Here is a 22473-nt window from a genome sequence, read left to right on the forward strand (position 1 = left end):
TCGGCTCAGCGCCCGTAGCGGATCAGGGCCCTGACCATCCGGCATGTCGTGTCGGACGGGACATGGACGCCGATGCGCTCCGCCGTCGACCGGATCCGCCGGTTGTCGGCGGTCGCCGGGTGGTAGACGCCGGAGTCGAGCAGCGCGATCGCGAGGCGCATGGCCTTCAGCCGGCGGTTGTGGGACACGTACCACTCGCGCGGCTGTCCGGCCGGGAGCGGCTTCTTGCTGAGCGGGGTCAGGGGCTTCGTCGTGAGTGTGGCTACGGCCATCGGCAACCTCCTGGCGCGGTGGCGGGACCATCCCGAACTACTGTTCATTCTACCGGCGGGCACTGACAATTTCCCCTGGCCAGACGGCATTTGAGGGGCTCCGGAGCGGTACCGTGGAGCCCATGGAGATCTGGATCAACCCCGCCTGTTCCAAGTGCCGCAGCGCCGTGGACCTGCTCGACGCGGAGGGCGCCGAGTACACCGTCCGCCGCTACCTCGAGGACGTGCCGACCGAGGACGAGATCCGCGCCGTCCTCGAGCGTCTGGGCCTGGAGCCCTGGGACATCACACGCACCGGCGAGGCCGTCGCCAAGGAGCTGGGCATCGCCGGCTGGCCGCGGGACGACGCCTCCCGTGACCGCTGGGTCGCGGCGCTCTCGCAGCACCCGAAGCTCATCCAGCGCCCCATCATCACGGCGGACGACGGGTCCGCGGTGGTGGGCCGCTCGGAGGAAGCGGTACGGGACGCGCTGGGCCGCGGCTGAGCGGAGAGCACGACGAGGCGCGACTGCGCACCCGGGGCTGCCCGTACAGGAGATGCGCGCCCTGCTCACCACGGCAGGCGCGTGAGGGTGCGGTGTCGCGCCGCGCCTCGTGCGAACTTCCGTTGCCTTAAGGAAAGTTAAGGAAGTGCCGGGCGAGGCCGGTGAGCAGCCCGCCGCGGCTACTCGTACGTAAGGGCACAAGGAACCATCCGGCCGCCCCCGCGGCCGGGGACAGGAGCCCTTACGTGTCACGCAAGAAGACCCTCAGCGGCAAGAAGAAGCTCGCCCTCCTCGTCGGCGCGGCGGCCATGGTCGGCGGCACTGCGATTGTCATGACCGGGACAAGCCAGGCGTCCGTTGCCTGCGACGGGCTGGCCCAGGCGGTCCGCAACAACGAGAACTTCATCGCCGGGCAACGGGCGAATCCCGACGCCCAGTCGGAGGCACGGATCGCCAACCGCGAGGCGGTGATCGCGCAGATCAGGGTCCAGCAGGAGGCCGCCGGCTGCGACGCCGGAGAGGGCGGCGGCCAGGCGGCGGCTCCCCCGGCCGAACAGCCGCCCGCCGAGGCGCCGCCCGCAGAGGAGGGCGCGGGCGAGGGCCAGGACGCCGGTCAGGACCAGGGCGCAGGTGAAGAGCAGGGCGCGGGTCAGGACGACCAGGCGGGCGAGGGGGCCGGCGGCGGCGCCGCGGGCGAGGTGGTCTGCGCCGGCTCCACCGTGACGCTCTCCGGTGAGGGCGGCGCACCCGCCGCCTCCAGCAGCGAGTTCCCCGTCGGGACGCGGCTCAAGGTGACCAACCTGGACAACGACAAGTCCACGACCGTCGAGGTCACCTCAGTCTCCGGCAGCTGCGCGCTGCTGAACAACGCCGCCTTCGAGCAGGTGCGCGAGGCGGGCAAGTTCCTCATCCGCAACGCGCGTATCGAGCGCGTCGGCTGACCCGTACCGGTCGCGCCGGATCCGAGGACGCACGCCGTGGCGGCTCCCCCTTCCACTGTCCCAGGGGAGCCGTGGCCGCCGGGCCGCACACCCGGCGGCGGCCACGGCGCCGTCCGCACCGCGCGGCCGTGGCGCCGCCGTAGCCGCAGGCCCCGGTAACGCCCCCGCCGGCCCTGCGGCTGCGGCCTTCCTGCCGGCTACGGCGCAGTCCCCGCCAGCAGTTCCTCGGCTTCCGCGAGGATCTCCGTGAGCCGCACGCCGAAGCGGATGTCGCAGTCGTGCGCCTGCCCCGTTCGCGCGGACTCGAGCAACGCGTCGACCGCCCTGCGGAACGAGTCGACCGGATCGCCCCAGCCCTCGGGAAGCTCCGCCCTCCCCCGCTCGCCCAGCAGGACGAGACTCGTGCCGGCCGCCTTGCCCGGCGCGCTCAGGCCGAGGGTCACCGTGCTGGAGGCCCCGGAGGCGTGCCGCAGCGCCAGGTGGACGGTGTCGGCCGGGCCACGGGCCGCCGACAGCGTTGTCACATCGCCGAGCACCGGGATCAGCGCGGAGAGGGCGTGCGGGCCGACGTCCCACAGGCCGCCCTTCTCACGCCGCCAGGGCGAGGCCGCGAACGGGCTGTCGGAGCCGTCCGAGTACAGCGAACCGAGCCACTGGGCGTGTGCCGTGAACCACCCGTCCGAGGCGGCCTGTTCGGCCACCCAGGGCGCTGTGTCGGCGGCGAACCGCAGCGTGCAGAAGACCACGGAGGCCACCTGGGCGTCCTTTGCGGCACGGGCCGCCGCGTGCGCCGCGGCCACGTTGGTCGCGACCGGCTTGTCCAGCAGCAGGTGGCGGCCCGCCGCGGCCGCCCTGGCGGCGAGCGGGGCCTGGACGTCCGGCGGCACGGCGAACGCGACGGCGTCGCTGACCGCGAGCAGGGCCTCGATGCCCTCGTCGCCGGTGAACGCCGCCGTGCCATGCGCGTCGGCCAGTGCCGCGGCCGCCTCCGGCCGCCTCCCCCACACGCCGCTGAACACGACATCCGGATGCCCGGCCAGCGCCGGCGCCTGCGTCATCCCCGCCCATGGCCCGGCACCGATGAGGCCTATGCGCAGCGGCTGTGTCTGCTTCGTCATGCGCACCAGTGTGCACGGTCACAAGAGCCGCCCATCCGCGCGGTCCGGCGTGCGCGCACCCGTGGAGACCCCTGTATACGACGTGCCGCCGCCGGCCCGTTTCCCGGGCGCCCGGGCCACGTCCCGCCTCTCACGCCCCGGCTCGCGGCGGCCGGGACGATCACGGACCGGCGGGGATGTGTCGCGTGTCTCAGAACATTCCCGGAAACGTTGCCGGGGACGGTTCCCGCGACATCTCCCCTGACGCGTCCGGGGAACACCCCCGGCCCCCGCGAAGCACCTCTGACCAGCAACAACGCGACCCGCCACGCGCGTTCGCGACCCCGGTCCGAGGTGCCGCCGCCCCTGCTCCGACCGCGGCGGGAGAGGCGCCTCCCCGACCCGTCCCGACCGTCCGGCCCGCTGCGTAACGTGGGGTTCACAAACGGGCAACGGCCGGGAAATCGCGTATTGCCAAGCTGCGCGGCATACCGCTGCACCCGCAAAGGATGAGGCCCCGTGACCTTCAAGGCTGAGTACATCTGGATCGACGGCACCGAGCCGACCGCCAAGCTTCGCTCGAAGACGAAGATCCTGAACGATGGCGCTGAGCTGCCCATCTGGGGCTTCGACGGGTCCAGCACCAACCAGGCCAAGGGCCACGCCTCCGACCGCGTGCTGAAGCCGGTCTTCACCTGCCCGGACCCGATCCGCGGCGGCGACGACGTCCTGGTGCTGTGCGAGGTCCTCAACACGGACATGACCCCGCACGAGTCCAACACCCGCGCCGCGCTCGCCGAGGTCTACGAGCGCTTCGCCGCTCAGGAGCCGATCTTCGGCATCGAGCAGGAGTACACCTTCTTCGACGGTGAGCGTCCGCTCGGCTTCCCGGCCGGCGGCTTCCCCGCCCCGCAGGGCGGCTACTACTGCGGTGTCGGCGCCGACGAGATCTTCGGCCGTGACGTCGTCGAGGCGCACCTGGAGAACTGCCTCAAGGCGGGGCTCGGCATCTCCGGCATCAACGCCGAGGTCATGCCCGGCCAGTGGGAGTTCCAGGTCGGCCCGCTCGCCCCGCTCGAGGTCGCCGACCAGCTGTGGGTGGCCCGTTGGCTGCTCTACCGCACCGCCGAGGACTTCAAGGTCTCCGCGACGCTGGACCCCAAGCCGGTGAAGGGCGACTGGAACGGCGCGGGCGCGCACACCAACTTCTCGACCAAGGCGATGCGTGAGGGCTACGACGCCATCCTCACCGCGTGCGAGTCGCTGGGCGAGGGCTCCAAGCCCCTCGACCACGTCAAGAACTACGGCGCCGGCATCGACGACCGTCTCACCGGTCTGCACGAGACCGCCCCGTGGAACGAGTACAGCTACGGCGTCTCCGACCGTGGTGCCTCGGTCCGTATCCCGTGGCAGGTCGAGCAGGACGGCAAGGGCTACATCGAGGACCGCCGCCCGAACGCCAACGTCGACCCGTACGTGGTGACCCGCCTCCTGGTGGACACCTGCTGCGCGGCGCTGGAGAAGGCCGGCCAGGTCTGAGCGCAAACAACTCCTCGAAAGGGGCCCCGCCGATTCCGGCGGGGCCCCTTTCCCGGTGCCTGGGGGCCTGGGACAGCGGGCCGTACGGGCGCTCGGGTCAACACCCGCACGGCGAACGCGTATCAACGTGTGAGAGGGGCCTGCTGCGGACGCCTCGTGTCTGCTTGAATGGGGTCATGGCCAGCATCCACCGGAGCATCGCGACAGGTCGCACCGACCTCGAGCCGTTCTGGCCCTCCCGGCAGCATCACGACTTCGACCGGGTGTGTTGCCGCGCGTGAGCGCGCAGGCCCTCTGAAGCCGTCATCCCGGTTCCCGGCCGGCGCGCACGACGTACGTACGTCCGTCTCCCTCCGCGCGAAAGAGCTGACCTCCCATGGCGAACACCCGTTCCTTCTCCGCCGTCGCCCGGCCCGCCCAGCGTCCCTCCGACCGGCACCGGCTGCGTGCCGTCGACCGCGACGAGGTGGTCGACGTCGCCGGCCTCCTTCCGCCGGGCGCCACGTGGCTGCCCGCCCCGCCGCACACCCTGCCCGAGCTGCCGGGACGGCCCCCGATGATCGGCTACCTGGTGCTCGTGCCGGCCGACGGGCAGCCGCACCCGTCAGCCACGCCGCAGAACGGCACGGACGGCGGGCCCGTGCTGATCGACCCGGTCCGGCGCACCGCCCATGTGGACGGGCGGGCACTGGACCTGACGTACCTCGAGTTCGAGCTGCTGGCCCATCTGGTGGCGCATCCGCAGCGGGTGCACACCCGTGACCAGCTGGTCACCACGGTGTGGGGCTACGGGCACGTGGGCGACGGCCGCACCGTCGACGTCCATGTGGCGCGGCTGCGGCGCAAGCTGGGCGCCGAACACCGCCGCACGATCCAGACCGTGCGGCGGGTCGGCTACAAATACGCTCCCTAGTCCCCGGTGCCTGCCCGGTTCCTCGCGGCGGCTCCCAGTGCGATGTCGACGGCCAGGAACACCAGCAGGCTGATACCGAGCATCGGCACGAACCAGCCCGCCGCGGCCGTCGCCGCGGCCAGCGGCAGCAGCACGGTCACCGGCAGCTTCCGCCACGCTCCGCGCGGCGCCGGCCGGCCCGCACCCAGCGCACGTTCCTTCGTGGGCCGGCGCAGCCACCACATGCGGTAGCCCCACACGATGAGCAGGATGAGGGCGCCCATCAGTGCGGCCAGCACGAGTTGGTTGGCCAGGCCGAAGAGCACGCCCATGTGGCCGTCGATGCCGAAGCGGGTCAGTTTGGCGAGCAACGGGTAGTCGTCGAAGCGCAGTTCGTCGATGACACGGCCGTCGGCCGGGTCGATCGCCACCGAGTCGAGGTGGACCGGGTACTGGGTGTCGGTCTCCTTGACGACATAGCCGGTGCCGTCGGCCGGCAGGGTCACGGCGACCTTGCCGTCGACGCCGGCCTCGCGGGCGGCGGCCACGGCGTCGTCGATGCCGACGTCCGCGCCTTGGTGCTGCGATCCGTGTCCGCCGGCGCCGTGGCCCTCGTGCCCGTCGCCGCCGGCCGCCCCGCCCTCGCCGATCACGGCCGAGACGGTTGGAGTGGCACCGCCCAGCCGGTCCTGCAGTGCGCCGATGTTCTCGCCCGCGTAACGGGACCAGGTGAGGCCGGTGGCCGAGAGCAGCACCAGTCCGGTCACGGCCCACAGTCCTACGGAGCCGTGCCAGGACAGCGTCCTGCGGCGCCCCTTCGCGCCCCGCTCGGGCAGGATCAGGGCCCGCTTGTCACGGCGCCGGCGGCCCAGCCAGAGCAGCAGCCCGCCGAGGGCGACGACCCAGAGCCAGCTCGCGGCGAGCTCGCTGTAGTGGCGGCCGAAATCACCGAGATGCAGGTCGCGGTGGAGTTCGTCGAGCCACGTCCGGAGCGGGAGCGCGCCGGAACTGCCGTACGAGGGGAGCTCGCCCCGTATGTCGGCGGTGTACGGGTCGACGAAGACGGCGAGGGACCTGCCCTCCGCGACGCCGGGAGCGTCCATCAGCACCCTGGTCGTCGCTCCCTCCTCGTACGAGGGCCACACGGCGGTGACGGTGGCGTCGGGACGGGCCTCGCGGGCCGCGTCGAGCTGGGTGCCGAGCGGCAGGTACGGGCCCGAGACGGGAGCGGTGAGCTCGTCGCGGTAGACGAACTTCTCCGCCTGGAAGGACAGGGAGTACAGCAGGCCGCTGACAGCGGCGACGAGAAGCAGCGGGGCGATCAGCAGCCCCGCGTAGAAGTGGAGCCGGAGCACGAGCGGTCGCAGCGCGCCCCAGGTGGAGGTGGATTCGGTCCGGCCGGTGCCGGCCTGAGGTGCTGCGCCCTGGTCGGGGGCGTCAACAGACATGGCGGTCCTAAGGATTCGATGTCGACATGGGGAAGCGGCCCCCAGGTCGGACAGCGGCTCAGGGGGCCGTGGCGCGGGGGACTGCCGGCGTCGGCGGGCCGCGGCGGACGACGGTGTGCGCCAGGACCACACCGTGGTGACGGGCGCGGACGGCCGGGCGAACGACGGGACGCGGTGGTTCCGGAATCCGTACGACGCCGAGGAGCAGTCGCAGCGGGGTGAAGGCGAACGCGATCACGGCGCCCGCGAACCGGAAGAACGCGGCCTCACCGTGGGCGAGCCAGAGCGCACAGCCGGCGGCCGCGACCAGGTGCACGGCGAGCATGACCGCCCCGTCGGCGAGGCCCATGGCCGTCTCCGCCTGATGCCCGTGGTGGTGCCCGGCCGGCCGTCCGGTGTCCGCGAAGATCAGGTGCAGGGCGCCCTGCACGGCGAGCAGACCGGCGCCGATGGCACGGGTCCCGCGGCGGCGTCCGGCCGCGAACCAACCCGCGGCCGCGGTCACACCCAGTGCGACCAGCAGAGCGGACGGCGGGATGTCATGCGCAGACAGGGACGAATGCCCCATGGCGGCGAGAACGACGGCCACCGCCGCGAAGAGCGCGGCCCGCAGGGCGCGCATCGGCGACCGGGTGTCCGTCATCGTCCGACATGCTGCCACCACGGCGGCGGGTCCGGGAGAGTGACCGCGGGTACGAACGTGTTCTTCCCGCAGCAGAACCACTGTCCTCCGCGGGGTCTCCCGAGGCACAGTCGTGATCATGAGGCTTCTGATTCTGGGCGGTACGGAGTTCGCGGGGCGTGCGGTCACGGAGGCGGCGCTGGCCCGCGGATGGGACGTCACCGTCTTCCACCGAGGCAGGCATCCGGCGCCGAAGGGCGCGGCCGTGCTCCTGGGCGACCGGCTCGGCGACCTCGACGTGCTCGCCCACGGCACATGGGACGCCGTCGTCGACACCTGGTCGAGCTCACCGGCGGCGGTCCGCCGCACGGCCCGACTGCTCGCCGGGCGCGTGGGGCGCTACGTCTACATCTCCAGCTGCTCGGTGTACGTCTGGCCCCAGCCGGCCGGGTACGACGAGACGGCGCCCCTGGTCGACAGCTCCCCCGACGCGGTCGACGTGCCGTACGCCGAGGCCAAGCGGGGCGGCGAACTGGCGGTCCTCGACGCCTTCGGCGACGAGGACTCCCTGCTGGTGCGCTGCGGGCTGATCCTCGGGCCGTGGGAGAACATCGGCCGGCTCCCCTGGTGGCTCGGCCGCATCGCACGAGGCGGCGACGTGCTCGCGCCCGGGCCGCGGGAGACCCCGCTCCAGTACATCGACGTCCGCGACCTCGCCGAATGGACACTCGACGCGGCGGCCGCCGGACGTCGGGGACCGTACAACCTGACGAGCGAACCGGGCCACACGACGATGGGCGAACTCCTCGACACCTGCGTCACGATGACGGGGTCGACGGCACGGCTGCGGTGGACGGACCCGCAGACGATCCTCGCGGCGGGCATCGAACCATGGACGGACCTGCCCGTCTGGATCCCTCCGACGCAGGAGGCGTACGGGGCGGTGCACGGCGTGGGCGTGGGCCGGGCGACGGCGGCGGGCCTGCGGTGCCGGCCGGTCGCGGACACGGTCCGCGACACGTGGACGTGGCTCGCGTCCGTGGGCGGCACGGCGCCGCACCGTGCGGACCGTCCGCGGGTGGGTCTGTCGCCGGAGCTGGAGCGGCGGGTGCTGGCGGACTGACCGCTGCGCGGCCCCCACCCCGCCCCTTCCCGAAACCGGGGCAGACCCCGGACCCCTTGGGGCTGACGTCCCCTTCCCCTCCCGGGGAGGGGGAAGGGGCTCTGTGAGGGCTGCCGCCCCCACGCCTCCCCACAGCCCGCGCGCTGCGGTGCGGCCCGGTGCCGCTGCGCGGAGCCTGCCCCCACCCCGCCCTTTCCCGAAACCGGGGCAGACCCCGGACCCCATGGGGGCCGGCCCCCACACCCCCCGAGCGGCAGCTGCGCGCCGCGACAGAGCCGCGGCCGCCCGCCGACGGACCGGACACCGGCCCGCAGGGCCCCGACCCGAGCTGCCGCCCCAAGGCGGTACCGCAGCCCCCATGGAGGGACTACCGGCCGGAAGGGGCGGCACGGGCGGGAGGGGGGCGGGGTCGGAGGGGGGCGGGGTCGTAGGAGGGGGGTGTCCGGAAGTAAAGCGTCGCAACTCGCGCGAAGCGCGGTGAGGACAGCCATTCCGGGCACCCCCCTCCGGAGGCCCCGGCACCCGGCACCCACCACCGGCGCAGCCCCGCCCCGCAGGGGCGCAACGCACCCGGGGCCACACCCTGCAGGGGCGACACGCACCCCAACCGGACCACGGCCACGCCCCGCCAGGGGCGCAACGCCACCGGACCGGGCCACGGCCACGCCGGGCCTCATGGTGTCGTCAGGTACACCCCCCGCCCGGTGTCCTCCACCCGTGCGCCGGCACATCCGTGGCCGCCACACTGGTGATCGGCAGGGGACGGACCGACGAACACACGCCCAAGCAGGGGGATTCATGGCGATCAAGAAGGCACGCGGCGCGCTCGCCGCCGGTGTGCAAGGGATGGTGCTCGCGCTGACGGCGTTGATCGGGTCCGTCGTCCTCTTCGCTTTCACGGCGCTGTCGATCGCGCTGATCCCCATCGGGCTGGGCGTGTTCACCACGCCTCCGGTGCTGGCCCTGCTGAGGGCCCATGTGAACCGCCGTCGGCTGCTCGCGGCGCAGTGGTCCAGGGTGCGTATCCCGGTCCGTTACCGGCCCTTCCCGAAGAACGTGCGGAAGGGCGTCGCCGGTCAGGTCGAGCGGTGTTCGCTGATGCTGAAGGACCCGGCGACGTGGCGGGACATACGGTGGCTGCTCGCCGACATGACAGGCGGCGCGGTCGTCGCGATCCTCGCGCCGGCGCTGGTCCTGGAGGGCGTGTTCGGGCTGCTGCTCGCGGCGGGGCTGTGGAAGCCGATCGTGGAGGCGGGCGGCACGTACTGGTACACGTTCCTGCCGGTCGACAGCGGTGACTCGGCCAGGCTGGCGGCGCTGCTCGGCCTGGTGTGGATGATCGTGGCGCTGCACGTCAACCCGCGTCTCGTACGGGCGCACTTCAGGCTCGCGGGGGCCGTGCTGACGCCCGGCCGCGAGGAGGAGCTGGAGCAGCGCATCGACCGGCTGACCGAGACCCGTCACGACGCGCTCGACACGTCGGCGGCCGAGCTGCGCCGGATCGAGCGTGATCTGCACGACGGCGCGCAGGCGCGCCTGGTCGCGATGGGGATGAACCTCGGCACGATCGAGGCGCTGATCGAGAAGGATCCGGCGCAGGCGAAGGAGTTGATCTCCAAGGCGCGGGAGTCGTCCGCGGAGGCGTTGACCGAGCTGCGTGACCTGGTGCGCGGCATCCATCCGCCGGTGCTGGCCGAGCGGGGGCTGGGGGACGCGGTGAGGGCCCTGGCGCTGCGGCTGCCGGTGCCGGCCGAGGTGACTGTGGAGCTGTCCGGCCGCCCGGACGCGCCCGTCGAGTCCGCGGCGTACTTCGCGGTGAGCGAGGCTCTCACCAACGCGGTCAAGCACGCGGGGGCGGACCGCGTCTGGGTGGACATCACGTACGCGGACGGGGCGCTGCGGGTCTCGGTGACGGACAACGGCAAGGGTGGTGCGGTGGTCGGGGCGGGCTCGGGTCTGAGCGGTGTCGAGCGGCGGCTGGGTACATTCGACGGAGTCCTGGCCGTCAGCAGCCCCGCGGGCGGTCCCACCATGGTCACCATGGAGATCCCTTGCGAGTTGTTCTAGCGGAAGACCTGTTCCTGCTGCGGGACGGCCTGGTCCGGATGCTCGAGGCGTTCGACTTCGAGATCCTGGCCGCGGTGGAGACCGGTCCGGAACTCGCCAATGCGCTTGCGGAGTTGGAGCCGGATGTCGCGGTCGTCGACGTCCGGCTCCCCCCGTCGCACACGGACGAGGGGCTCCAGTGCGCGCTGGCGGCGCGGCGGGCGAGGCCGGGGCTGCCGGTGCTGGTGCTCTCGCAGCATGTGGAGCAGTTGTACGCGCGGGAGTTGCTGGCGGACGGCAACGGCGGGGTGGGGTATCTGCTGAAGGACCGGGTGTTCGACGCCGAGCAGTTCGTCGACGCCGTGCGCCGGGTGGCGGCGGGCGGTACGGCGATGGATCCGCAGGTCATCTCGCAGTTGCTGTCGCGGCGTTCGCGGGACCGGCCGATGGAGGGTCTGACGCCGCGTGAGCGGGAGGTCATGGAGCTGGTGGCGCAGGGCCGTTCGAACGCGGCGATCGCGTCGCAGTTGGTGGTGACCGAACGGGCGGTGGCCAAGCACACGTCGAACATCTTCGCCAAGCTGGGTCTGCCGGTGTCGGACGACGACAACCGCCGGGTCCTGGCGGTACTGGCGTATCTGGATCACGGGCGTACGACCGGAAGTTGAGAAGTGAGGCCGGCTCGGGGGCGCAGACCTGGCAATGCCCCTTTTCGGCTACGTCCAAACGATTTGGCGCTGGAGGCTTCTACGATTTCCACACAGGACTGAACACCCCGTCGGTGGTCTCCGTATGGAACGACGCTACTTCCCTCCCCCGGGATTGGAGTTCCATGGGACGCACATCGAGAAAACGCTCAACGCTGGCAAACCGGGCGATCGCCGCCACGGCTGCCCTCATTCTGGGTGGGGGCGGGCTCGTCGCGGCCAATTTCTACGCTTCCGCCCACGAGGGCTGGGGCGATGACCGGACCGGGCCCAGAACGCAGAGCGCCGGGCAGGCGGTCTCCACGATCGACTGTCCGGAGGTCGTGAATTCCATCGAGGAGGTCCCTGACGACCAGCGGTTCGCGGTCGACCGGGAACTCGCCACGCTGGACACCCAGATCACCAACTACTACCAGCGGTTCGCCGACAACAAGGAGCGGGTCCAGAGCGACCGCACCTTCGCGCAGAACGAGATTCTGACGCCGCTGAAGAACGAGCGACTGGTGATCATCCAGCGCATCGTCGCCCTGATCGACCGCTCCGCCGAACGCCCCGAGGGCCTGGAGTCGACCGCTCCGTGCACCCTCCGCGGCGACGACAACAACGACGGTGACCAGAACGACGGGCAGAACGACGGACAGGACGGCCAGAACGACGGCCAGGACGGCGACGGCGGCCAGGACCAGAACCAGGACGGCGGCCAGGACGGCGGCGACCAGGACAACGGTGACGGCGACAACAACGACGGGAACAACGACGGCGACAACGGGGACAACGACGGGGACGGCGGCGACAACGGCGGCCAGGCCGGCAACGGCCCGGAGGAGGGCGACTTCGTCGACATCCAGTCCGTCGAGCCGAACGTCCAGGAGCCGCAGCAGCGCCGCGGTGCCTCCCGGGGCACTTTCACCACCGACTGCGGTGTGAACGAGAACGGCAAGTTCAATTCCGACAACGTGATCGCCGCCCCCGGTGTCAGCAACGGCGCGCACCACATGCACGACTATGTGGGCAACCAGGCCAATGACGCTTTCGCCAGCGACGACGATTTCGCCAACGGAGACACCACCTGCAACAACCAGGGCGACAAGTCGACCTATTACTGGCCCGTGCTGCGTCTGCAGAACGGCCAGAACGAGTTCGACGCCGGCGAGGACGGCGGCGGCAACGACCAGAACGTCGGTGAGATCCAGACACCGTCGGAGGTCACGCTGACGTTCGAGGGCAATCCGCGGAGCAAGGTCACCGCGATGCCGAAATTCCTCCGGATCATCACCGGTGACGCCAAGTCGTTCACCAACGGCGACGCGAATGCCAATGCCTCGTGGAGCTGCACCGGATTCGAGGACCGCCAGCTGAAGGACAAATACCCCATCTGCCCCGAGGGCAGCCAGGTGGTGCGCAGCTTCAAGTTCCAGAGCTGCTGGGACGGTCAGAACACCGACAGCGCGAACCACCGCACCCATGTGGCCTTCGCCGACGAGGACGGCAACTGCCAGGACGGGTTCCAGCCGATTCCGCAACTGGTGCAGCGGATCGTCTACGACGTGCCGCCGCCGGTCTTCGACGGCGACAACGCGTCGGTCTTCGCGGTGGACTCGTTCCCCGAGCAGCTGCACAAGCCGATCACCGACCACGGTGACTTCATCAACGTCTTCGACGAGGACCTGATGGACGAGATGGTGGACTGCATCAACGACGGCCGCCGTTGTCAGTGATCCATCGGGCACGGCGGAGGGACGGTGACCCACCGGTGCCTCAAAGGCCGGGCCGGTCCGGGAGATTCCCGGACCGGCCCGGCCTCTTTCCGTCTGCGGACGGCACGGCACGGCCTCTCCCGGGCCGGTCCGGGCAGCAGTACCCGGACCGGCCCGAGCCGAAGGGGCCGGTCAGTTCCCCTGGTGCTCTTCGTGCCCCTCCCCGGCACTCCCGCCGCTCTCGCCGCCGTCGTGACCCTCGTGACCGTCGTGGCCACCGACCTCGCCGCCGCTGTCCCCACCGCCGTCGCCGCCGTGTTCGGAGCCGTGCTGCGCCCCGGTCTCGACCGTGCCGCCGAGCCGGTCCCGCAGGGCCGCCACGACCTTCTCGTCGCCGACCGCGACCCACTTGCGCCCGACCAGATAGGTGCCGCCGTAGTCGTTGGCCTCGTTGATCCACTCCCGCTGACCGCGGTCGGTGGCGAAGGTCGCGAGGATGTACTTGCCGTCGGCCGTCCTGCAGTTGGCCTGGCGCAATTCGTCCGCGTCCGTCTGGATGTTCGGTTCGCATTCGGCCTGGCGTGCGAGGTCCTCCAGGCTGCCGGTCGCCGTCTTCGGCGCCTTCGCGCCCTTGTCGGGTCCGACACGCCCGTCGTCGCCGTCGCCGGAACCGCAGGCCGTCGCCAGGGCCAGGACGACAACTGCCAGTCCTGTCCGGGCCGCCCGCCGTGTGCTGGTGCTCGTACTCGTCCGCATCCGGCCATGGTGCCTTCCCGCTCTCCCTTCGCGCGGCAGAACCGCAGGTAACCTGCGCTCCGCACGCACCTGTTGTCGCGTCAGCAACGCGGAGGAGCGCTCGTGAACGAGTTGTCGAGACGTACGCTGCTGGGCACTGCGGGAGCTGTGGGAGCCGGTGCGGTGCTCGCCGCGCACACTCCCGCGGCCGCCGCCCTGCCCCGTCCCGCCTCCCCGCCCCCGGCACCGGGCGCGGGCGCCGGGGACGCGTTCGGCACCGGCCCCGCCGTCGCCGCGCTGCACCGCCTGCTGCCCGACCATGCCGACCAGTTGCGGCTGACGGCGCTGACCGGTCCCGAGCGGTTCCGGGTCACCGGCTCGACCGGCCGCATCGAGGTGGCCGGCACCGGTCCGGCGGTCCTGCTGACCGGGGTGCACTGGTATCTCAAGTACGTCTGCCGGGCGCACATCTCGTGGTCCGGGTCCCGGCTGGACCTGCCCCGACGGCTGCCCGCGCCCCGTCGCCCGCTCGAGCGGAGGGCCACGGTCCCGCACCGGTTCGCGTACAACGACACGCACGACGGCTACACCGCCCCCTACGCCGACTGGCCCCGCTGGGAGCGGCTGATCGACGTCCTGGCCCTGCACGGCTGCAACGAGGTCCTGGTGACGCCCGGACAGGAGGCCGTCTACCACCGGCTGCTGACGGACTTCGGTTACTCGGACGAGGAGGCCAGGACCTGGCTGCCGGCGCCCTCGCACCAGCCGTGGTGGCTGCTCCAGAACATGAGCGAGTACGGCGGCCCGATGTCGGCGGCCCTCATCGAGCGCCGGGCCGGGCTGGGCCGGCGGATCGCCGACCGGCTGCGGGAGCTGGGCATGCATCCGGTGGTGCCGGGCTATTTCGGCACCGTGCCCGACGACTTCCCCGGCCACAACCCCGCCAGTGACGCGCGGGTGATCCCGCAGGGCACCTGGGGCGGCGGGATGCGCCGGCCCGACTGGCTGGACCCGCGGACGCAGGCGTTCTCCGACGTCGCCGCGGCCTTCTACCGGCATCAGGGCGACCTGTTCGGCGACGTGTCGCTCTTCAAGATGGACCTGCTGCACGAGGGCGGCACCGCGGGCGACGTGCCGGTCCCGGACGCCGCACGCGCGGTGGAGACCTCCCTTCGAACGGCCCGGCCCGATGCCACGTGGGTGATCCTCGGCTGGCAGGCCAACCCGCGCCGGGCGCTGCTCGACTCGATCGACACCTCCCGCGTCCTCGTCGTCGACGGCCTCTCCGACCTGGACACGGTCACCGACCGGGAGGCGGACTGGGGCGGGGCTCCGTACGCCTTCGGCACGATCCCCAACTTCGGCGGCCGTACGACGATCGGCGCGAACACCGACCGGTGGACGGAGAAATTCACGGCCTGGCGCGACAAGCCGGGCAGTGCGCTGGTGGGCACCGCGTACATGCCGGAGGCGGCGGAGCGGGACCCGGCGGCGCTGGAACTGTTCAGCGAACTGGCCTGGCGCGAGGAGCGGATCGACCGGGAGGCATGGTTCGCCGAGTACGCGCAGATCCGGTACGGCGGCGTCGACCGCTCGGCGCGGGAGGCGTTCGCCGCGCTCGCGGCGACCGCGTACCAGCTGACGAGCACGGACGGCCGGCCGTACGACTCGCTGTTCTCGCGCCGGCCGTCGCTGACGACGTCGATCGGCACCGCCTTCGACCCGGCGGGCTTCGACCGGGCGTTCGCCGCGCTGCTCGCCGTACGGCCGTCACTGCGTGACTCCGACACGTACCGCCACGATCTGACGGATGTGGCCCGTCAGGCGCTGGCCAACCGCTCCCGCACGCTCCAGCCGGCGCTGCGGGCCGCGCACCGGAACAAGGACGTGGCCACCTTCCGCGCCGTGTCGGCCCTGTGGCTGAAGCTGATGCGGCTCAGCGACACGATGGCCGGCTGCCACCGCCGGTTCCTGCTGGGACCGTGGCTGGAGGACGCGAAGCGGCTGGCGACCGGTCCGGAGGAGGCGGTGCGCCTGGAGCGCACCGCGCGCGCCCTGATCACCACCTGGGCGGACCGTCCGACCGCGAACACCCTCAGCAACTACGCCAACCGGGACTGGCAGGGGCTGATGGCCGACGTCCATGTGCCGCAGTGGGAGGCGTTCCTGACGGAGCAGGCCGACGCGATGGCCGCGGGCAGGGCGCCGAAGCCCTTCGACTGGTATCCCCAGGAGGAGGCGTGGACCCTGGAACGCCGCACCTACCCGGTGCGGCCGACCGGGGACGCGTACCGCACGGCCCTCCGCGTGTTCGACACGCTGGCCCGCGCGCCCTACCAGGGCGTCGTGACGGTGGAGGTGGAGCCGCCGGCGTTCACCCTCGGGAGCACGGGCACCGTGACGGCGGTCTTCCGCAACGTCAACGGGCTCAGCGGCACCGGCAGGATCGACTTCGCGCTCGCAGGGCTCGACGCCTCCCCCGAGGGCCCGACGGCTCTGGAGGGCGTCCCGGCCGGAGGGAGCGGCGAGGTCTCCTGGCGGGTGACGGCGCCCGCTGATCCGCTGACGGAGCCGCTGACGCCCATGCCGTACGAGCTCACCGCGCAGTACGGGCCGCTTGACGAGGACCGGGTCACCACTACGCAGCCGGGCAGCGTGTACATCGCCGCGCCGCTGGACCCGGCATGGCGCACCTTCACCTCCAACGGCGCCGTCTTCGGCCGGCTCGGCGGCCGGTTCGCGATCAACGGGGCAGGCAACGACCTGTGGCGCGGCACCGCCCAGTTCGGCACCGCCTACCTGCCCGGGGCGTTCACCGAGGGCGCGAGCATCGTGCTGCGGGTGGACGCGCAGGACGACACCGGCCCCTGGGCACGCGCCGGGATCATGGTCCGCAACTCGCTGGCGACCCCCGGCGAGGTGGGCTTCCTGAACCTGGCGGTGACCCCGGGGCAGGGCGTCGTGCTGTCGTACGACACGAACGGCGACGGCACGCTCGACGCCTACGGCCGGATCGCCGGGGTCAGGGCGCCGGTGCTGCTCCGGCTCACGAAGAACGCCGGGACGTCGTTCACCGGCGCGTGCTCCACCGACGGCGGCACCACCTGGCGCCCGGTCGCCACCGTGTCGGTGCCGGGCACGGCGGCGGCGCAGGACGCCGGGTTCTTCATGAGCGCCACGAACGGCGGGAGCGGTGCGCGCGGGACGGTGCGGTTCAGCGGCTGGTCCTTGACGGGCGGCGGTGTCGCGACCGGCGGCCGACGTCCGGTGGGCCTACATTCCGCAGCATGAACGCGATCCCCTCCACCACCGTCGCGAACCTCCGCGATCTGGGCGGCACGCCTCTGCCCGGCGGCCGGTCGGTGCGCAGCGGTCTGCTGTTCCGCTCCGGGCAGCTGGACCGGATGGACGCCGCGTCCGACCCGGCCGTCGCCGCCCTCGGCATCCGTACCGTCGTCGACTTCCGCACCCGGGCGGAGCGTGAGGCCCGGCCCGACCGGCTCCCGGAGGGCGGGCGGCTGCTGCTCGCCGACGTCCTGGCCGACCAGGTGGCCGCCGGCCGGACGCCGGCGGCGGCCCGGCTGCGGCGGCTGCTCAGCGATCCGGCCGTCGCCGAGCGGGAACTCGGCGGCGGCCGGGGCCGGGAGCTGTACAGCGACATCTACCGGGGGTTCGTGACGACCGATTCGGCACGTTCGTCGTACCGGGCGTTCCTGAACGAGGTCGCGGACCCCGATGCGGGCCCGCTGCTGTTCCACTGCACGGCCGGCAAGGACCGCACGGGCTGGGCGGCGACGATCGTGCTCACGCTGCTCGGCGCGACGCCGGAGACGGTGGAGGCCGAGTACATGTCCGTCAACATGGCGGTGCGTGAGGCGTTCGCCCCGCTCGTCGAGGGATACACCCTTCAGGGCGGGCAGCCGGAGACGGCGCTGTCGGTCATCGGCGTCGTCCCCGACTACCTGGCGGCCGCCCTGGACGAGGTCGACGCGCGCTACGGCTCCATGGAGAAGTACGTGCGGGAGGGACTCGGCGTCACGCAGGCGGCGCTGGAACGCATCCGCGGGCGACTGGTCGTCCCGGCCTGACGCGCTCGCGCCCGCGTCGCGCCCGGTGACCATACGACGATTCGCTCGTTCTGCTGAACGTGCGCCCACACGACCTCGTTCCCTCCCCGGACCCCCTCGCAGTCCCCGTCACCGCCGACGCCGCGACCGGGACGGAGGACGGCTCAGGGATCCGGCCGGGGGTGGGTCTCGGGCAGGCGGAGGCGGCCGTCGTCGAGCACTATCCCCGCCTGGTGCGGATCGCCTACCTGGTGCTGCCGCCGTCCCTCGGCCAGGGCCGCCGCGTGCTGACCGCCCATGCCGTCGTGCAGCGTTCACTCCCCCGCGGCGACACCGCCGCCGCGCTGCCCGCCGCGGCTGTGCCACGGGCCCGCCGTCCGGAAGGCGCCGGCGACCCGGGGTACCGGTACGTGCGGGAGCGGGTGCTGCGCCAGGCGCTGGACGCGTCGCAGCCGCTGCGGCGGCGGGCACTGCCCCGGCGCGCCCAGTTCCCGCCGCTGCTGCCGCACGTGTGGGGTCTGCGGGTCTTCCCCCGCTCGGGGGGCGCCGACGAACTCGCCCTGGACCAGCGCCTCTCCGCGCTGTCCGGGCCGGGCAGGGCCGCGTACGTGCTGCGCCATCTGGAGAAGCTGCCCGACCACGACCTGCGCCAGGTGCTGACGGCGGCGGGGGCGGCCGACCCGGACTCCGCTCTCGCGCAGGCGGAGGGGGTGGCGGACGGCACACGCGGCGCGGAACTGCTCCGCTCGGCCGAGTTCGACGCCTGCTCGCTCCAGGTGCGGCCCACCGACCTGATGCGCCGCCGCAGGCACACCAGGGCGGCCGTGGTGGCCGCCGCCGCGCTCGCGGTGTGCGGGACGCTGCTCCTGCTTCCGGGCGGCGACGGCGCCGACGACGTGCCACACACCCGTCACCCCGCCGTGGAGGCGGCACTGGACCCGGACCGGCTGGTGCGGGTCGCGCCCACGGCCTGGCGGGAGTCGTCCCGCAGGGACTTCTCCGTGTGGCCGGCCCGCGGGTCCCTCTCCGCGGACCGTGCGCTGCTGCGCCGGGCGCTCACCGCCTGGGCCGGCCCCGGAGCGGCGGTCCGGGTCACGTCGACGCCCGGGACACCGTCCGGGCCGCCGGTGGGACCGCCGCAGCTGCTGTTCGCGGGCGAGGTCGGCGCGGCCCGTGTCGTCGTCCTCCACGACGGGCTGCGCGTCGTCCGCTACTCCGAGGCGACCGGGGCGCCGGGCGCGGCCGGGGACGCGTCGCTGGACTTCGCCCGTACGGACGGGGCCGACGCCGCCGGCTCCGCTGCGCTGGTCGCCGGGCGTTCGCGGGACAACGTCCGCTACCTCACGGCGCCTTGGGTACGGGACGTGTCGGCGCGGGACCTGCTGGACCCCGCCGGGCGCCCGCGTCCGGTGCGGCGGGACGCGGACGGTCTCACCGAGCGGCTGCCGAGTCCCGTGCAGCAACGGGCGTGCCGGGCGTGGCAGGGCCTGGAACTGACCGACGGCAGCGCCCTCACGGTGGTGACGGACCTCGGCGAACTGACCCCCGCGCGGCTCACGTACGGCGCGCCCGGCGCACCGGAGGACGTGACGGGCACGGCGGCGCGCGCGTCGTGGGCGCGTACGGCCTGCCTGTTGCCCGGCGTGCGTACGCACGGCGTGCGCAGCGTCAACTCCTGGCAGTACGCCCGGCAGCGACTGCCGGAGGCGAACGGCACGGCGGGGTGGGTGTGTACGCGGGCGGAGACCTGGCGGGGCACGGGCAGCAGGGTCATGGCCCAGTTCCAGGCGCCCGCCGAGCATCCGGGCGCGGCGGGGACGGTGGTGGCGCGGGCGGAGGACTCGCCGGCGTGCGGGATGCGCGAACCGCGGGTGCTGGCCGGTGTGCTGTGGCAGTCGCGGGCCGGTCAGTGGTACGTGCTGGCGGCGGGCAGCCGGCAGCTCGCCTCCGTCACCGTCGCGGGCGGCGGTGTGGAGGGCGGCGCCACCGGGCATGTGGTGGCGGTCCGTTCCCGCGAGGGTGCACGGCCGGAACTGAACGGCCGTCTGGCGGACGGCACTCGGGTGCGACCGCTGCGCTGAACCCGCGCCGGTGCTCCTTCCGGACGCCCGCGGCGAGGGCCACGGCCTCCCGCCCCCACCCGCCCGGCACGGCCCGGCGGCACCCCCGGAACCTCCGTGGACGCGCTGGTCACCGGCGTCCCGCCGGTGTCCTCGGCGGGCGGTCCTCGCCCCGGCGGCCGCACCCCAGTGGGTAGGGTGTCCGCATGACGACCGGGGTGCGGCGCAGGATGGGCGTCGAGGAGCGCAGACAGCAGCTGATCGGTGTGGCGCTGGAGCTGTTCAGCCACCGCTCGCCCGACGATGTCTCGATCGACGAGATCGCGGCGGCCGCGGGCATCTCCCGGCCGCTCGTGTACCACTACTTCCCCGGCAAACAGAGCCTGTACGAGGCGGCGTTGCGCCGGGCCGCCGACGAGCTCGCCGCCCGCTTCCTGGAACCGCGGGAGGGGCCGCTCGGCGCGCGGCTGCTGCGCGTCATGGGCCGCTTCTTCGACTTCGTCGACGAACACGGCCCCGGTTTCTCCGCGTTGATGCGCGGCGGGCCCGCCGTCGGCTCGTCCACGGCCAACGCGGTGATCGACGAGGTGCGGCAGGCCGCGCACGACCAGATCCTCAAGCATCTCGGGATCGACAGCCCGTCCGCGCGCCTCGAGCTGGTCGTGCGCTCCTGGGTGTCGCTCGCCGAGTCCACGGCGCTGATCTGGCTCGACGGGCGGCGCGTCCCGCGCGCCGAGCTCGAACTGCAACTGGTCCACGACTTCGCTGCGCTGGCCGCGGTGAGCGCCGCCTACGACGAGGAGATGGCCGCCCTGCTCGTCCGCATCCTCGCGGACGAGCCGATGGACGGCCCGTTCGGCGACCTCATGGGCCGGCTCGCGGCCCTGCTCCCCGCGATCACGCGCACCGCGCCGGCCGCCCAAGTACCCGCCCAGCGACTGCGGTAGGACAACCGGCGTCCGGCATCATCGATGCCTGTGACCACCGATTACGCCTTCCGGCCCGCCACCGTCTCCGACACGACCGCTCTCGTCGCCCTCTACGACGACGCCGCGCACTGGATGCTGCGCCACGGCATCGACCAGTGGAAGCCCGGCGACAAGGACGCGGGCCACTTCCGTCACCGGATCGCCGAGGGCGAGGTGTGGCTGCTGAAGGCCGGCGGCCGGACCGCCGGAGCCTACGAGCTGTGGTGGGACGACGTGCCGGCCTGGGGAGTCCGGCCGCCCGTCGCCGGGTACGTGCACCGCCTGATGACCGACCGCACGCACGCACCGGCCGGCTCGGGACGGGCGATGCTCGCCCACGCCGAGCGCCGCATCACCGCGGCCGGCCGGCAGCTGGCCCGGCTGGACTGCCTGAGCCGCAATCCACGTCTGCGGACGTACTACGAGGCCGCCGGCTACCGGGTGGTGGGCGAGGAGCCGGCCAAGCGGGCCGCCGACGGCAGCACTTACGGCGTCCTGCTGCTGGAGAAGCAGCTCGGCCCGGTACCACCGGCCGCCAACTCCGGTGCGACCGAGGCCCGGTGGGAAGAGGTCCACTGAGCCGGAGCCGTCGGACGCGGGACCCGCGGGGCCGAGGCCCGGTGGGAAACCCCAGATCCGGACGGTAAAGTCCGGTCCGTGACCGCACCCGCACGCCTGGCCGACATCGCGACCCAGGCGGGGGTCAGCGACGGAAGGCCCGGCGTCGCCGCGACCACCCGCCAGTCGGTGCTCGCCGCCCTCGACGTGCTCGGTTACGAGCGGCCCGTACGCCTGCGTCTGCGCAGCGCCGGCCTGGTGGGGCTGATCACGCCCGGCCTCGACAACCCGATCTTCCCCGCCCTCGCCCAGGTCGTCGGCCAGGCCCTGACCCGGCAGGGCTACACGCCGGTGCTCGCCACCCAGACGCCGGGCGGCTCGACGGAGGACGAACTCACCGAGATGCTGGTCGAGCGCGGCGTCTCCGGGATCATCTTCGTCTCCGGGCTGCACGCCGACACCACCGCCGACATGGACCGCTACGACCGGCTCCGCGCCAAGGGCGTCCCCTTCGTCCTCGTCGACGGGTTCGCGCCCGGCGTGCGCGCGCCGTTCATCTCGGCCGACGACCGGGGCGCGATGCAGCTCGCCGTGACCCACCTCGCCTCGCTCGGCCACACCAGGATCGGACTCGCGGTCGGCCCCCGGCGGTTCGTACCCGTGCTCCGCAAGATCGAGGGATTCCGGCTCGCGCTCCAGGAGCAACTGGGCATCCCGCCCGAATCGTCGGCGGAACTGATCGAGCACTCCCTGTACACACTGGAGGGCGGCCAGGCCGCTGCCGCCACGCTCATGGACCGGGGCTGCACGGCCGTCGTCTGCGCCAGCGACATGATGGCGCTCGGCGCGATACGGGCCGCCCGGCACCGGGGCCTCGAAGTGCCCGACGACATCTCCGTGGTGGGATTCGACGACTCCCCCTTGATCGCTTTCACCGACCCGCCGCTGACCACCGTCCGCAAGCCGGTGCAGGCGATGGGGCAGGCCTCGGTGCGGGCTCTCCTCGAGGAGACCGGCGACAGTCACTCGGCTTCCGCGCCCGACCGGCCCAGGGCTCCGGTGCACAGCGAGTTCGTCTTCATGCCCGAGCTGGTGGTTCGCGGTTCAACGGCCTCGGGACCCGGAGGACGACCCGGAGAAACCCCTCGTCCGTGAGTCGGACAGTATGCGTCACGAACCCGTCGGAGGGATGATCGGAGAGCGGCGTGCATCTGGC

Annotated in this window: 19 protein-coding genes; 14 read left to right on the plus strand and 5 right to left on the minus strand. The window is 72.8% G+C overall.

The features are described 5' to 3' along the window. Window positions 1-5 precede the first annotated feature (5 nt). Complete coding sequence (locus ACTMTU_RS07235) at window positions 6-272, minus strand: hypothetical protein (RefSeq protein WP_441262654.1); 267 nt, start codon at window positions 270-272, stop codon at window positions 6-8. A gap of 122 nt (window positions 273-394) precedes the next feature. Here ACTMTU_RS07235 and ACTMTU_RS07240 point away from each other — a divergent pair, with 122 nt between their 5' ends. Both ACTMTU_RS07240 and ACTMTU_RS07245 read left to right on the plus strand, forming a co-directional pair. Beyond that, window positions 395-757, plus strand: coding sequence for an arsenate reductase family protein (locus tag ACTMTU_RS07240; protein WP_441262655.1), 363 nt, complete (start codon window positions 395-397; stop codon window positions 755-757). 245 nt (window positions 758-1002) lie between these two features. Further along, window positions 1003-1698: a hypothetical protein gene (locus tag ACTMTU_RS07245; RefSeq protein WP_441262656.1), complete on the plus strand. Its 696-nt coding sequence runs from the start codon at window positions 1003-1005 to the stop codon at window positions 1696-1698. Between the two features lie 197 nt (window positions 1699-1895). Here the strand turns inward: ACTMTU_RS07245 and ACTMTU_RS07250 are convergent, their stop codons facing one another. Next, on the minus strand, window positions 1896-2816 hold the full coding sequence (locus ACTMTU_RS07250; protein WP_441262657.1) for a Gfo/Idh/MocA family protein: 921 nt from the start codon (window positions 2814-2816) through the stop codon (window positions 1896-1898). 498 nt (window positions 2817-3314) lie between these two features. Here ACTMTU_RS07250 and glnII point away from each other — a divergent pair, with 498 nt between their 5' ends. Continuing rightward, window positions 3315-4334: a glutamine synthetase gene (glnII, locus tag ACTMTU_RS07255; RefSeq protein WP_441262658.1), complete on the plus strand. Its 1020-nt coding sequence runs from the start codon at window positions 3315-3317 to the stop codon at window positions 4332-4334. A 376-nt stretch (window positions 4335-4710) separates the two neighbouring features. Then, window positions 4711-5247 carry a winged helix-turn-helix domain-containing protein gene (locus tag ACTMTU_RS07260; protein ID WP_441262659.1) on the plus strand — a complete coding sequence of 179 codons (537 nt, stop codon included), beginning with the start codon at window positions 4711-4713 and terminating at the stop codon, window positions 5245-5247. Here the strand turns inward: ACTMTU_RS07260 and ACTMTU_RS07265 are convergent. Continuing rightward, window positions 5244-6674, minus strand: coding sequence for a PepSY-associated TM helix domain-containing protein (locus tag ACTMTU_RS07265; protein ID WP_441262660.1), 1431 nt, complete (start codon window positions 6672-6674; stop codon window positions 5244-5246). The genes ACTMTU_RS07260 and ACTMTU_RS07265 overlap by 4 nt on opposite strands. Window positions 6675-6732: 58 nt before the next feature. Next, window positions 6733-7317 (minus strand): hypothetical protein, encoded by a 585-nt coding sequence (locus ACTMTU_RS07270; protein WP_441262661.1) that lies wholly within the window; start codon window positions 7315-7317, stop codon window positions 6733-6735. Between the two features lie 118 nt (window positions 7318-7435). Here ACTMTU_RS07270 and ACTMTU_RS07275 point away from each other — a divergent pair, with 118 nt between their 5' ends. The 4 genes from ACTMTU_RS07275 (at window position 7436) to ACTMTU_RS07290 (ending at window position 12890) form a co-directional block, all read left to right on the plus strand. After that, on the plus strand, window positions 7436-8419 hold the full coding sequence (locus ACTMTU_RS07275; RefSeq protein ID WP_441262662.1) for an NAD-dependent epimerase/dehydratase family protein: 984 nt from the start codon (window positions 7436-7438) through the stop codon (window positions 8417-8419). A gap of 798 nt (window positions 8420-9217) precedes the next feature. Continuing rightward, entirely contained in the window at window positions 9218-10486 is a 1269-nt protein-coding gene (locus ACTMTU_RS07280) for a sensor histidine kinase (protein ID WP_441262663.1), read from the plus strand. Next, the gene (locus ACTMTU_RS07285; protein WP_441262664.1) at window positions 10471-11133 is read left to right on the plus strand and encodes a LuxR C-terminal-related transcriptional regulator; all 663 of its coding nucleotides are present in this window, start codon (window positions 10471-10473) and stop codon (window positions 11131-11133) included. The genes ACTMTU_RS07280 and ACTMTU_RS07285 overlap by 16 nt, the downstream gene beginning before the upstream one ends. A 164-nt stretch (window positions 11134-11297) precedes the next feature. Beyond that, entirely contained in the window at window positions 11298-12890 is a 1593-nt protein-coding gene (locus ACTMTU_RS07290; RefSeq protein ID WP_441262665.1) for a DUF1996 domain-containing protein, read from the plus strand. Between the two features lie 171 nt (window positions 12891-13061). Here the strand turns inward: ACTMTU_RS07290 and ACTMTU_RS07295 are convergent, their stop codons facing one another. Then, complete coding sequence (locus ACTMTU_RS07295) at window positions 13062-13625, minus strand: hypothetical protein (protein ID WP_441262666.1); 564 nt, start codon at window positions 13623-13625, stop codon at window positions 13062-13064. 102 nt (window positions 13626-13727) lie between these two features. On the opposite strand from ACTMTU_RS07295, the gene ACTMTU_RS07300 reads away from it, so the two are divergent. From ACTMTU_RS07300 to ACTMTU_RS07325, 6 genes are all read left to right on the plus strand, one after another. Then, window positions 13728-16895, plus strand: a complete 3168-nt coding sequence (locus ACTMTU_RS07300; RefSeq protein WP_441262667.1) for an alpha-N-acetylglucosaminidase — start codon at window positions 13728-13730, stop codon at window positions 16893-16895. Beyond that, entirely contained in the window at window positions 16892-17692 is an 801-nt protein-coding gene (locus tag ACTMTU_RS07305) for a tyrosine-protein phosphatase (protein WP_441262668.1), read from the plus strand. Before ACTMTU_RS07300 ends, ACTMTU_RS07305 begins: the two co-directional genes overlap by 4 nt. 59 nt (window positions 17693-17751) lie before the next feature. Beyond that, window positions 17752-19752: a hypothetical protein gene (locus ACTMTU_RS07310; protein WP_441262669.1), complete on the plus strand. Its 2001-nt coding sequence runs from the start codon at window positions 17752-17754 to the stop codon at window positions 19750-19752. A 185-nt stretch (window positions 19753-19937) separates the two neighbouring features. Continuing rightward, complete coding sequence (locus ACTMTU_RS07315; protein WP_441262670.1) at window positions 19938-20678, plus strand: TetR/AcrR family transcriptional regulator; 741 nt, start codon at window positions 19938-19940, stop codon at window positions 20676-20678. Between the two features lie 24 nt (window positions 20679-20702). Continuing rightward, window positions 20703-21278 carry a GNAT family N-acetyltransferase gene (locus tag ACTMTU_RS07320; RefSeq protein ID WP_441262671.1) on the plus strand — a complete coding sequence of 192 codons (576 nt, stop codon included), beginning with the start codon at window positions 20703-20705 and terminating at the stop codon, window positions 21276-21278. A 78-nt stretch (window positions 21279-21356) separates the two neighbouring features. Beyond that, the gene (locus ACTMTU_RS07325) at window positions 21357-22412 is read left to right on the plus strand and encodes a LacI family DNA-binding transcriptional regulator (protein WP_441262672.1); all 1056 of its coding nucleotides are present in this window, start codon (window positions 21357-21359) and stop codon (window positions 22410-22412) included. Window positions 22413-22473: the final 61 nt, after the last annotated feature.

Source organism: Streptomyces sp. OZ13, from assembly GCF_052068155.1.
Taxonomy (GTDB): Bacteria; Actinomycetota; Actinomycetes; order Streptomycetales; family Streptomycetaceae; genus Streptomyces.